The sequence below is a fragment of the Aminobacter sp. J44 genome, from assembly GCF_007829415.1.
GTDB lineage: Bacteria > Pseudomonadota > Alphaproteobacteria > Rhizobiales > Rhizobiaceae > Aerobium.
Window position 1 is genome coordinate 63,609 of the sequence record NZ_VLJG01000034.1, and the last position, 12,776, is coordinate 76,384.

The following is a 12,776-nucleotide window of genomic DNA, read 5'->3' on the forward strand; positions in this document are numbered from 1 at the left end:
CGCTTGACAGACAGGGCGGCAGATTGTCTGTTCAATGGGCGCACGTGTAGGCGCTCATTTCCTCAACAACGTCCTGCTTTTACTGCCGCTGGCCTTGTTGGCGCACTCAGGCGTCGTAGGTGATCAACGCCTGAATGTTGAGCGGCGTGATGCGGCCGTGCTCCAGCTTCACCAGCCCCTCTTCCTCCAGCTCCTGCAGGCTGCGGTTGACCACCTGCCGCGAAACGCCGACGAGCAGCCCCAGTTCGTCCTGGCTGATCTCGATGGCCGGTCCCGCATTCGGGTAAAGCACCTTGTTGAAGAACCAGGAGAGGTTGCGCGCCACCCGCGCCTTCGGGCCAAGGATACGGTCGTATTCGATGGTGGCGATGAACTGGCCCATCCGCTCGTTGAGCTGGCGCACAAGGAAGCGGTTGAAGCCGGTCGAATTCTCGTAGAGCCACATGAAGGTCGACCGCTGCATCATGGCGAGCCGCGTGTCGCGAATGGCGACGAGGTCGTATTTGCGGGGCTCGTCCTTGAGCACGGAGCCCTCTCCGAACCAACCGCCATCGGCGGCGCCGGCAAAGGTCATCGCCTTGCCGTTGCGGGCGATCGAACTGATCTTGACCAGCCCGCTCAGGACGCCGGTCCAGTGGTCCAGCCGGTCGCCTTTGTGGCAGATGTAGGACCCCTTCGAATATTTCCGCTCGATCAGGCCCCGGCTGGCGCGCTCGATTTCGTCTTCCGTGAGCTCCGCAGCCCAGATGCAGGATCTCGCAATTTCCTCGCGCGCAGTCATGTGTCCTCGGGACGCAACGCCTAAGGTTGCATCAGTGCTAAGTTAGGACGCGAGGCGCCCCGATGACAAGAAGTCAGGCCGCGTAGCGCGCCGTCGGCAGGATGGTCAGCGGCTTCGGCTCACCGATCCGGGTTTCGCCGAACATCAGCCTCTGTTCCATCGACGTCGAGCGGAAGAACGGGAACCGCGCGAAAGAGCGCGTCCGGATCGCATTGACGTCCGCCTGGTAGAGCACGACCTGGTAATTGAGACCCGGATAGTCGCGCAGCTCGCCAATCTGCTCGGAGTGATAGATCCTCCGATAGAAGCCGCCGTGGTCGGGCCGGATGGTCGACAGGCAGTATGGCGTCGCGAAATGCATGCAGGCCATACCCGCGAGCCGCAGCGTTATGTACGGTATCTGCGGAAAGGTCTTCGTCCAGTCCGGATCGGCCGCGAAACGGCTCGGGTCGATGAAGGTCTCCCCCGCCTCCAGGCGCGGCATCAGGATGTCCGGGTAGACGATCGTCGACGGCGAGCGCGAATGTTCCGCCGTCACGAGGTGCAGCCGCAGCGTACTCACCAGCACTCCGTCGATATAGACCCCGAAACGATGGCAGTTTTCCTGCTCATCGAGCGCGTCATGAATCTGGCCTTCGCTGATATCGCCCACCATGTCGGTGCGCCGGTACGCCTTGTAGCGCAGCCGGTAGATATCCTCGAGGTCCTCCCCGCTCTCACACCGCCGATACTCGGTGCGCTCAAGCGCTGAAAAGATGTTCGCTACAAAAGCCGATTGTGCTTCGGACGCTGAACCGTGCTGCTCGTTAGCTGCTCCCCGCAGCGTCGTCACGTTGCTGGACATGACATCCCCCGCATCTAAATCCCACCGGCCGTCAGGTTATTGGAGAGGCCGTATGAGTAAAGGCGAAAATGCCGGAGATGCTGTTAACCTGTTGTTAAGGTTAACAAATCGTTAACCGACAGGCGCAGGCGCCTCCCGGTGTTAACTTTTGGAACTGGGGAGGGATCAGCCGCCGCAGCTGGCGTTGGCGGAGCGGATCTGCTGCGCGAAAGGCCACGTCGTGTTGTACATCGTGGCTATGCCCGAGGCGGTCAGCGCCGAGCCGAACAGGAAGCCCTGGACGAGATCGGGCTTCGCTTCCAGCGCGAGCAGCTTAAGCTGCTCGAAGGTCTCGATGCCCTCGATGGCGACTTCGAGCCCGAGCGGGCGCGACAGGTTGACGATGCCGCGCAGCAGTTCGAGCGAGCGCGTGTTGCGGGTCACGTCCTGCACGAAGGAGCGGTCGATCTTGACCTTGTCGAGCGGCAGCGTGTGCAGGTAGCTGAGGCTCGAATAGCCGGTGCCGAAGTCGTCGAGTGCAACGCGCACCCCGAGCCGCTTGAGCTCCTCGATGAACTTGCGGGTCTGCGCCTTATCGTCGAGCAGCGCCGTCTCGGTGACCTCGATCTCGAGCCGGCTCGGCTCCAGGCCGGACATGGCCAGCGCCCGCCTGACGGTCGTGATGATGGCGTCAGAGCGGAAATCCTTGGCCGAGAGATTGACCGACACGCCGATCGGCTCGGGCCAGTTCATGCACTCCTGCGTCGCGCTTTCGAGCATGAACGCGCTGATTTCGGAGATGATGCCCATCTCTTCCGCGAGCGGGATGAATACGGCCGGCGAGATCGGTCCTATTTCCGGATGATCCCAGCGGCACAGCGCCTCGCAGTTGGCGATCCGCATCGTCTGCATCGACACGATCGGCTGGTAGACGACGCGCAACCSCCGCGCATCTACCGCCTCGCGCAGGTCCGCCTTGAGCAGCTGCTTGTTGCGGAACGCCTGGTCCATGACGCTTTCGAACAGCTGCCAGCCGTTCTTGCCGGTTTCCTTGACCTTGTAGAGCGCAAGGTCGGCCTTGACCGTCATCGTATCGACGTCGGCACCCTGGGCGACTGTGAGAAACGCGCCGGCACTCGCCTGAATGCGCAGCATGTGCCCGGCGACGTCGACTTCGCCCTTGAGCTTGCTGAAGATCTCATCGAGCGTGGCGCGGAAGTCCTCGGCGCCCTTCACATGGTCGAAGAAGATCATGAACTCGTCACCGCCGAACCGGCTGACGATCACGTCATCATTCGCGAACGGGAGCAGCTTCTCGCCGACCACATAGATCAGGCCGTCGCCGACGGGATGGCCGAGGGTGTCGTTGACGCTCTTGAAGTCGTCGAGATCGAAAACAACAAGGGCGACCCGGCGGTTCGGATCGCCCGTGCTGAGGCGCTCTGCAACGAGCTCGTTGAAGTAGGCGCGGTTCGGCAGACCGGTCAGGCTGTCGTAGCGCGCCATGTGACGGATGCGTTCTTCCGCCTCGATGCGTGCGGTAACCTCCTCGAAGGTCAATACGCGGAGTTCGTCGCGGCTTTCACGCGCCGAGAACTCGAAGTAGCGGCCGTCATTGAGGTTGATCAGGACCTTCCTGTCCTTGCCCTCGGTCAGCGCGCGCGTGAGCTGCGACTCGGCATAGCTGGCATCCTCGCGGCTGAGCATGCCGCCGGCAACGCCGCGCATCAAAAGGCCCCGCAGCGAGCGACCAAGCAGCTGGTCGGGCTCGTCGGTGCGCATCAGCGCCGCAGCTTCCGCGTTGGCCACCACCACCTTGCCGTCGGAGCCAAGCATGATCAGGCCGGAGGTCATGGTGTTCAGCGCCTTGTCGAAGCGCTGGGCGAGACGGTTTGCCGTCTTTTCCGCATGCAGCGCGGCAAAAAGCACCTCGCGCACGTTGTCCGCGAAGGTGCGAATCGCGAAGAAGAACGGGATCACCAGGCAGCCGAGGATAATATGGTAGATGTCGCCGTGCAGCAGGAACGCGGCCGAAATCGGCCAGGTCATCGTCATGATGAAGACCATGACCATCCGCGGCGAGCCGTAATTGCGGCCGACGATCGACGTCACCGAAGCCAGCGTGACGCAGACTGACGCCTTCTCGCCGAACGAGTCAGGCGCCCAGTAGATCGTCAGGAAGCAGAACAGGCCCAGCAGGAAGCCGTGCATGCCCCCGTAGATGATATAGGTTCGTTCCCAATCCTTGGCTTCCTCGCGAGTGGTGGGAACCGGTTTGCGCGAATATTGGCGAACGCTGCGCAGGCGTAGTACCGCGAGGATCGCAAGGGCTAGCGCCAGTCCGAGATAGATACGGTCGCCGGAGTCGATGTAGACGAGGCCTACGAGCAGGAGCTGGGCAGCAAAGCCAATGGCAAGGGTGACACTGTCGCGAAACAGCGTCTGAACGAACGGTATGTATATGTCGAGCGGAAGCTCGTCGTTCTTCTTGCTTGGCATACCGGGCAAACCAAATGAACCGGAAGGATGCCATCGCCGCCTTAAAAAAGGCTTAGGGCACAACGACGTGCATCACTCGGCCGCGGCGAGCAGCCTGTCGTGGGCAGAGGCGGTAAAGCGCGCGATCATCCGTTCGCGCTCCGCCTGCGCCTTGCGGGCATTTGCCTCCTTCACATGACCGTAGCCCCTGATTGTCAAAGGAATACTGGCGAGCGCGGTCGCGGCCTCCAGGTTGGCAGCTGTCAACCGCTTCCTGATGAGAGCGAGATCAGACTCGAAGTCGCTGAGTAGCTTGCGCTCCATGCGCCGCTCATGGGTGTAGCCGAAGATGTCAAATGCCGTGCCGCGCAGGCCGCGTAGCGCGGCGAGGATGACAAAGCCCTTCATCATCCACGGGCCGAAGCTGGTCTTGCGGGCCTTGCCGTCCGGCCCCTTGCGGCCAAGGATCGGCGGTGCGAGGTGAAATTCGAGGCTGGACCAGTCCTCGAACTGGTCGGACAGCTGGCGGCGGAAGTTGCCGTCACTGTAGAGCCGGCCGACCTCATACTCGTCCTTGATCGCCATCAGCTTGAACAGGCTCTTCGCCGCCGCCTCGGTTACCGCAGTTGAGCCCGGCGATGCGCGCTCCTCAGCCTCCCGGATCGTGGCAATCTGCTGGCGGTAGCGATCGGCATAGGCCGCATTCTGATAGGCGGCCAGGAACCTCGCGCGGCGCTCGATCAGGTCGTCCAGGCTTGGCGGCAGGTCAGCCGATGCCTTCTGATTGCCGATCAGCTTACGCACGAACTCCGGATCATGTGCCGCACGACGGCCCCAGCGGAAGGCGTCGATGTTCATGCGCACCGCCTGGCCGTTGAGCTCGATCGCCTTTTCGATCGCGTCGGCGCTGAGCGGCAAGCCACCAAGCTGGTAGGCAAAGCCCAGCATGAACATGTTGGCAGCGAGCGAGTTGCCGAACAGCGCGGTCGCCGCGTTGCTCGCGTCGAAGAAATGCGCCCTGTCGGGGCCGGCCGCCGCGCGGATCGCCTTCTTCAGTCGCTCGCTCGGCAGCGAGAAGTCGGCGTTGCGGGTGAAATCGCCCGGCATAACCTCGGCGGTGTTGGCGACGAACAGCGTCTCGCCCTCGCGCACCGCCGACAGGATCTTTTTGTTGCCCGAGACGACGAGATCGCAGCCGAGGATCAGGTCCGCCTTGCCTGCCGAGACGCGGATCGCGTGGATCTGCTCGGGGGTGCGCGCGATGCGGATGTGGCTGAACACCGCCCCGCCCTTCTGCGCAAGGCCAGCCATGTCGATGATGCCACAGCCCTTGCCTTCAAGGTGCGCCGCCATGCCAAGCACTGCGCCGATCGTGACAACCCCAGTGCCGCCAATGCCATCGACAATGCCCGCCCAGCCGCGCTGATCGAGCCCGAATGCCGCCGGCTTTGGCACGCCCTCAAGCGGATCGAGATTGCCGGCGGTGCCGGTGGCACGGCGCAACTTTGCGCCATGGACAGTGACAAATGACGGGCAGAAGCCGTTGACGCAGGAGAAATCCTTGTTGCACGACGACTGGTCGATGCGCCGCTTGCGGCCAAACTCGGTCTCAAGCGGCTGCACGGAAACGCAGTTGGATGCGACGCTGCAGTCGCCGCAGCCTTCACACACCAGCTCGTTGATGAACACGCGCTTGTTGGGATCGGGGAAGGTGCCGATCTTGCGGCGACGGCGCTTTTCCGCCGCGCAGGTCTGGTCATAGAGCAGGACCGAGACGCCCTTCACCTCGCGCAGTTCGCGCTGCACGGCATCGAGCTCGTCGCGGTGATGGATGGTCGTTCCCGAGGGGAAAGAGATGACGCCCGAATATTTGTCCGGCTCGTCGGTGACGACCGCGATGCGCTCGACACCCTCGGCGCGGATCTGCGCCGCGATCATCTCAAGCGTCAGGTTCCCCTCGTGCGGCTGGCCGCCGGTCATGGCGACCGCGTCGTTGTAGAGCACCTTGTAGGTGATGTTCGCCCCGCTTGCGATCGCGAAGCGCAGGGCAAGCGAGCCCGAGTGGTTGTAGGTGCCGTCGCCGAGGTTCTGGAAGATGTGCTCGCGCTTTGTGAACGGCGCCTGACCAACCCACTGCGCGCCCTCCCCGCCCATGGCGGTGAAGCCGTGGGTCGAGCGGTCCATCCACAGCGCCATGAAGTGGCAGCCGATGCCAGCGGCCGCGATCGAGCCTTCCGGCACCTTGGTCGAAGAATTGTGCGGGCAGCCCGAGCAGAAATGGGGGATGCGCGCCGCGACGTCCTTCGTCTCGGCGAGCATCGCCTGGAACTGCCGGAGCCGCGTGACACGTGCGGCGACCTCTTCCGAATAGCCGAGAACCTTGAGCACGCGCTCGCCAAGCGCGATCGCAATGTCGTTCGGATCCAGCGCCCCAGAAGGCTGGAACAGCGTCTCCCCGCGCTCATCCTTCTTACCCACGATCACCGGCTGGTGGGGTTTGCCGTAAAGGCTCTCGCGCAGCTGCGCCTCGATCAACGAGCGCTTTTCCTCGACGACGACGACCATCTCGAGGCCCTGCACGAACTCAGCAACGTGTTCGTAATCTAGCGGCCACGGGCACGCGACCTTGAAGAGGCGCAAGCCAATGCGGTTCGCCGTCTCCTCGTCGATGCCGACGTCGTCGAGCGCCTGGCGTACGTCGAGATAGCTCTTGCCGACCGTGATGATGCCAAGCTTCGGGGTGCTGCCGCCCGAATAGATGATCTTGTTGAGGCCGTTAGCCTGGATGAACTTGCTGACCGCCGCGCGCTTGTATTCGTGCAAGCGCTTTTCCTGCCCGAGCTGGTCGAGCTCATTGCGGATGTTCAGCCCGCCCGGCGGCAGGTCGATTTCGGGATAAACGACGTTCAGCCGGTCGAGCGACACGTCCACCGAGGCGGTGGACTCGATGTTGTCCTTGACGCACTTGATCGCCGCCCAGGTGCCGGAAAAACGCGACAGCGCATAACCGTAAAGGCCGTAGTCGATCAGTTCCTGCACGCCCGCCGGGTGGAAGATCGGCATCATCACGTCGACGAACGCGTATTCCGTCGCGTGAGCGTTGGTTGAGGACTCTGCCGTGTGATCGTCGCCCATCAGGACGAGCACGCCGCCATGCTTCGACGAACCGGCAAGATTGCCGTGGCGAAACACGTCGCCGGAGCGGTCAACGCCCGGTCCCTTGCCGTACCAGAGCGCGAAGACGCCGTCATACTTGCCGTCGCCGAGCAGCTCCGCCTGCTGCGTGCCCCAGCACGCGGTGGCGGCGAGTTCCTCGTTGAGGCCCGGCTGGAAGACGATCTCGGCTGATTCGAGCTGCTTCTTGGCCTTCCACAACTGCTGGTCGAGTCCGCCGAGCGGAGAGCCGCGATAACCTGAAACAAAACCAGCGGTGGAAAGCCCCGCGCGCTGGTCCAGCGCGCGCTGCATCATCAGCATGCGTACAATTGCCTGCGCGCCTGAGACGAAGATGCGTTGCTTCGACAGATCGTATTTGTCGTTAAGCGACACATCATGCAGCGACATTCGTACTCTCCCGGCAGGTATCCGTCCGTGAAGGCGGCGTTCCTGTACACAGTCTTCCCGACAGGTGCGATTCCGTCAAACTAAATTGCGGTTGTGCTTTTCAAAACCGCATTGGGAATGATATTCGCGATGCGTCGGTTCTTCTCGAAAATCGACAGCAACAGGGGGAAGTTCTTGGCGCTCTTCTGGAGCGCCAGAGGAGGAGCGCCGCTTTGCGGCTTTACCGGAAAAGTGGTTCGAAGGATGAACCCATGAATTTCTTTGTCGCCGTCATTCGCGCGATCGGCGCGATGAACAAGTTAATTGGAAATGTATTTTCCTGGCTAGCGCTGGCCATGGTCCTCATCTGCTTCACGGTGGTGATCCAGCGTTATGCTCTTGGCTTCACTGTCCTGTGGATGCAGGACCTCTACGTCTGGCTGAACGGTGCCATGTTCACCGCGGTTGCCGGTTTCGCGTTGTTGCGCGACGATCATGTCCGCGTCGACATCTTTTACCGGCCGGCATCGATTCGGACGAAGGCGATCATCGACCTCATCGGCGTCATCTTCTTCCTGCTGCCGTTCTGCTGGATCGTCACGAGGTACAGCTGGAACTACATCGGGCGTTCATGGCGGCTCTATGAGGCATCAGGCAACGTCGGCGGCATGCCGGGCCTTTTCATTCTGAAGAGCTTCATTCTGGTTTTTGTGGTGGTGGTCGCGCTGCAGGGCATCGCTTGGGTCCTGCGCTCGATCCTCGTTCTGCGGGGGCAGGAACACCTGTTGCCGAGCCAATACCGCTACCCGGTGCATCAGGAGTAATCGCTAGATGGATACGGTACTTATCGGCGAGCTTCTCGCCGGGCTGATGTTCTTTGGCATCATCGGCTTCCTCATGCTCGGGTTCCCGGTCGCGTTCTCGCTGGCCGGTGTGTCGCTCGGCTTCGGCGCGGTGGGCATGTATTTCGGCGTCTTCGATCCGTCGAACTTCGGATCGCTTGCCAACCGCTACATCGGCACCATGACCAACGAAGTGCTGGTCGCCGTGCCGCTCTTCATCTTCATGGGCGTGCTCCTTGAGCGTTCGCGCATCGCCGAACAACTGCTCATCACCATGGGCAAGCTCTTCGGCAACATGAGCGGCGGTCTCGGCATCTCGGTCATCGTCGTGGGCGCGCTGCTCGCGGCGTCGACCGGCGTCGTTGGCGCCACCGTGGTCACCATGGGCCTGATTTCGCTGCCAGCAATGTTGCGCTCGGGGTACGATCCACGCATCGCCTGCGGCGTTATCTGCGCGTCCGGCACCCTTGGTCAGATCGTGCCACCGTCGACCGTGCTCATCTTCATGGGTGACATTCTGACCGGCATCAACGCGCAGGTTCAGATGGCCAAAGGCAACTTCGCTCCGGTCCCGGTGTCGGTTGGCGACCTCTTCGCCGGCGCGATCATCCCGTCGATGCTGCTGGTGGCCCTCTACCTCGGCTGGATCATCTTCAAGTCGATCGTCGACCCGCAGTCCTGCCCGGCAACACCGGTTCCGCCGGAAGAAAGGAAGGGCCTTCTCAAGGAAGTCGTCGTCGCCCTGGTTCCGCCGCTCGCGCTCATCGTCGCGGTGCTCGGCTCGATCCTTGGTGGCATCGCCACCCCGACGGAAGCGTCTTCGGTGGGCGCGGTCGGCGCGATGATCCTGGCAGCTCTTCGCGGCCGCCTGAATTTCGCGGTGCTCCGCGAGGCGACAATGTCGACAGCCTCGATCACCTCGATGGTGTTCATCATCCTGTTCGGCGCGTCGGTCTTCTCGATCGTCTTCCGCCTGATGGGCGGCGAGAATCTGGTGCACGAGTTCCTGTCGAACCTGCCGGGCGGCATCGGCGGCGCGATCTTCGTCGTGATGTTCCTGATGTTCCTGCTGGGCTTCATCCTCGACACGTTCGAGATCATCTTCATCGTGGTGCCGATCACGGCCCCGGTGCTCTTGAATCTCGGCGTCGACCCGGTCTGGCTGGGCGTGATGATCGGCGTGAACCTGCAGACCTCGTTCATGACCCCGCCGTTCGGCTTCGCCCTGTTCTACCTGCGCGGGGTGGCGCCCAATAACGTGTCGACCGGTATGATCTACAAGGGCATCATCCCGTTCGTCGCGATCCAGGTGGTTGCGGTGTTGCTGATCTACACGTTTCCGGGGCTGGCGACGTGGCTGCCGCGCTGGATTTACAGCTGATCGCGCGATACACTTGACGACGATACCGATGCCGGCGGATGTCTCTCTGCCGGCATCTTTGTTTAGGAGAAACACATTGGATCTCGCCTACAAGGAACGCTCCGACACGTTGCAAGAGGCGCTGAAGCGCGCCGCCGATATGCCGGGACCGAGCGTCACCCTGCGCGAGATACTTGCCGAAGTCGGTGACCACGGCCCGCTGATCCTCTGCGCCGTACTATGCGTGCCGTTCATGATCCCGGTTTCGATCCCCGGCGTCAGCACGGTGTTCGGGCTCGCCGTGCTGCTGCTTGGGGTTGGCATCACGCTCAACCGCATGCCGTGGCTGCCGCGCCAGATCATGGATCGCAAGATCAACGCGGAAAAGCTCGGGGGCGTGCTGCGGCGCGGCATCGACATCGTCGCACGTGTGGAAGCGGTGATCCGCCCGCGCCTCGGCTTTCTCACCAGCGGCGCGATGGCCAGCCGCATCAACGGCCTCGCGATCATTGCCGGCGCCGTGCTGCTGATGCTGCCGCTCGGGCTCGTGCCCTTCTCCAACACGCTGCCGGCGCTCGCCATCATCCTGTTTTGCATCGGCATGTCACAACGCGACGGCGTGCTGGTGATCGGCGGCTACGCGATGCTGGTCGCAACCGTGATCTACTTCTCGGTTCTCGCCTATGCTGCGATTGCCGCGGGACGCGGCCTCGCCGCCCTGCTGGGCTCGGGCTGAAGGATCAAAATCCTCAATGAAAAAAGGCCCGGATCGCCCCGGGCCTTTTTTTTGCGATCGGTTACCGATCAGAGCTGCAGGTACTTCTCGCGAGCTTGGATGAACAGCGAGTCGGTGCCGTCCGTCTTCTGACGGACGATCTTGAACGCGTTCATGAAGCTCTCTGCGGTCTTCTTGGTTAGCGGATCGCTTGAGGCGAGCAGCTCGTCCATGATTTCCTTTGCAGCCTTTGCGCCAGCTTCCAGAATTTCATCCGGGAACTGGCGGACCTGAACGCCGTGGTCGTTGACCAGCGTCTGCAGCGCGCGCGGGTCGTTAGCGGCAAAATCGGCGGCGACAGCGTCGTACTCGGCCTGGCAAACGTCCTTGATGATCGCCTGCAGGTCAGCCGGAAGCGCCTGATACTTGGCCTTGTCGACGACGAGTTCGGTTGCGAGGCCCGGCTCAATGAAGCTCGGGAAGTAGTAGTTCTTCGCGATCTGGTAGAAACCGAGCGCAAGGTCGTTGTACGGGCCAACGAACTCAGCCGCGTCGAGCGTGCCCGACTGCAGCGCCTGGAAGATTTCGCCAGCAGCAAGGTTGGTCACCGATGCGCCAAGCTTCTGCCATACCTGTCCACCGAGACCCGGGGTACGGAAGCGAAGGCCCTGAATGTCCTTGACCCCGGTGATCTCATTGCGGAACCAGCCACCAGCCTGCGTGCCCGTATCGCCCGACAGAAAGCCCTGAACGCCGAACTGATCGTAGATCTCATCCCAGATTTCCTGGCCGCCGAGATAACGAACCCAGCCGGTGAGCTCGCGCGAGGTCATGCCGTATGGAACGCCGGTGAAGAACGACAGGCCGGTCGACTTGTTCTGCCAGTAGTAGGCAGCGCCGTGGCTCATTTCAGCATTGCCATCGATGACGGCGTCGAGAGCCTGAAGACCCGGAACCAGTTCGCCAGCCGAATAGACCTGAACCGTCAGACGACCGCCCGAAGCGGCGGTGATACGATCTGCGAGACGCTGCGCGCCAACGCCCATGCCCGGAAAATTCTTTGGCCACGTGGTAACCATGCGCCAGGTCTGATTGCCCTGAGCAATTGCCGGTGCAGCCAGGGTAGAAGCGGCTGCGACCGCGCCGGCACCGGCTACGCCGGCCTTCTTGAAGAACGATCGACGATCCATGAATGTCCTCCCAAGTGATCTCGATAGAAATGCGAAATGGACTTCGAGGGGGCAGGATTCGCCGATGCAGTTCTTCCTCCCCCAGCAACCCGCGCGTATCAATACACGCGTTATGGCGTGTGTCTAGCTGTCCAACTCCGGTTATTCCACCATCTAGTCTTCCCTTAACCTGTGAAGTTCTAGCTGATGCGGTAAGGCCACAACCGCTTGGAAAGGCTCACAAACACGATTAGATATGTCCAACCGCGAGGAGCTTTCAGGATCCAATCATGCGCCAGCCACTTGTCGCCGTATCGACCGACACACGCCAGTTCGAAAACTACACCTGGCATGCGGCGCCGCAGCAATATCTCGAGGCCGCGGTGGCCGTTGCTGGCGTCCTTCCGGTGCTGGTTCCCTCCTTCGGCGATCGCATCGATCTCGACTCCGTCCTCGACAATGTCGACGGCGTGCTGATCACTGGCTCGCGCTCCAACGTGAATCCGGAGCTCTATGGCGGCGAGGCGACTGAGGAGAACGGGCCTTACGATCCGGCGCGTGACTCGACCTCGATCCCGCTGATTCGCCGCGCTATCGAGCGCGGGGTGCCGCTGCTTGCCATCTGCCGCGGCATCCAGGAGATGAACGTGGCGCTTGGCGGCACGCTGGCGACCGAGATCCAGGAGCGCGAGGGCGTGTGGGATCACCGCGCCCCCGTCAGCGACAATCGGGATGAGCGCTTCGCGATCCGCCAGCCGGTTCAGATCAAGGAAGGTTCGTGCCTCGCAAATGTCTTCGGCGCCGGCGAGATCATGATCAACTCCGTCCACCGCCAGGCGGTCGAAAAGCTGGGTGAGCGGCTGCAGGTTGAGGCGGTTGCCCCTGACGGCACCGTTGAAGCTATTTCCGTGATCGGCAGCCGGGCGTTCGCCGTCGGTGTTCAGTGGCATCCGGAATATTGGGCCAAGAGCGACGATGCGTCGGCGCGCATCTTCCGCGCATTCGGCGATGCCGTACGCGAGCATGCCGCGTCGCGCGCCCTGCGCACCGCGGCCGAATAAGTCA

At 62.3% G+C, this 12,776-nt stretch carries 9 protein-coding genes; 4 read left to right on the forward strand and 5 right to left on the reverse strand.

Annotation, left to right across the window (positions count from 1 at the left end; translation table 11 throughout):
* Positions 1 to 106: 106 nt before the first annotated feature.
* The 4 genes from L610_RS13250 to L610_RS13265 form a co-directional block, all read right to left on the reverse strand.
* Positions 107 to 781 (reverse strand): Crp/Fnr family transcriptional regulator, encoded by a 675-nt coding sequence (locus tag L610_RS13250; protein ID WP_144705605.1) that lies wholly within the window; start codon positions 779 to 781, stop codon positions 107 to 109.
* Positions 782 to 854: 73 nt separating this feature from the next.
* Complete coding sequence (locus tag L610_RS13255; RefSeq protein WP_144705607.1) at positions 855 to 1,625, reverse strand: hypothetical protein; 771 nt, start codon at positions 1,623 to 1,625, stop codon at positions 855 to 857.
* A 165-nt stretch (positions 1,626 to 1,790) separates the two neighbouring features.
* Positions 1,791 to 4,103: a bifunctional diguanylate cyclase/phosphodiesterase gene (locus L610_RS13260; RefSeq protein WP_144705609.1), complete on the reverse strand. Its 2,313-nt coding sequence runs from the start codon at positions 4,101 to 4,103 to the stop codon at positions 1,791 to 1,793.
* Between the two features lie 72 nt (positions 4,104 to 4,175).
* Positions 4,176 to 7,646, reverse strand: coding sequence for an indolepyruvate ferredoxin oxidoreductase family protein (locus tag L610_RS13265; RefSeq protein ID WP_024847447.1), 3,471 nt, complete (start codon positions 7,644 to 7,646; stop codon positions 4,176 to 4,178).
* Positions 7,647 to 7,897: 251 nt separating this feature from the next.
* Between L610_RS13265 and L610_RS13270 the strand changes: the two genes are divergently transcribed.
* From L610_RS13270 to L610_RS13280, 3 genes are read left to right on the forward strand one after another with little or no spacing between them, the layout of a single operon-like run.
* On the forward strand, positions 7,898 to 8,449 hold the full coding sequence (locus L610_RS13270) for a TRAP transporter small permease subunit (protein ID WP_024847448.1): 552 nt from the start codon (positions 7,898 to 7,900) through the stop codon (positions 8,447 to 8,449).
* A 7-nt stretch (positions 8,450 to 8,456) separates the two neighbouring features.
* Positions 8,457 to 9,848 (forward strand): TRAP transporter large permease subunit, encoded by a 1,392-nt coding sequence (locus tag L610_RS13275; RefSeq protein ID WP_024847449.1) that lies wholly within the window; start codon positions 8,457 to 8,459, stop codon positions 9,846 to 9,848.
* Between the two features lie 28 nt (positions 9,849 to 9,876).
* Positions 9,877 to 10,563 (forward strand): exopolysaccharide biosynthesis protein, encoded by a 687-nt coding sequence (locus L610_RS13280; RefSeq protein WP_144705713.1) that lies wholly within the window; start codon positions 9,877 to 9,879, stop codon positions 10,561 to 10,563.
* Between the two features lie 68 nt (positions 10,564 to 10,631).
* On the opposite strand, the gene L610_RS13285 is transcribed toward L610_RS13280, so the two are convergent.
* Complete coding sequence (locus L610_RS13285) at positions 10,632 to 11,732, reverse strand: TRAP transporter substrate-binding protein (RefSeq protein ID WP_144705611.1); 1,101 nt, start codon at positions 11,730 to 11,732, stop codon at positions 10,632 to 10,634.
* Positions 11,733 to 12,001: 269 nt separating this feature from the next.
* On the opposite strand from L610_RS13285, the gene L610_RS13290 reads away from it, so the two are divergent.
* Positions 12,002 to 12,772, forward strand: coding sequence for a gamma-glutamyl-gamma-aminobutyrate hydrolase family protein (locus tag L610_RS13290; protein ID WP_144705613.1), 771 nt, complete (start codon positions 12,002 to 12,004; stop codon positions 12,770 to 12,772).
* Positions 12,773 to 12,776 lie beyond the last annotated feature (4 nt).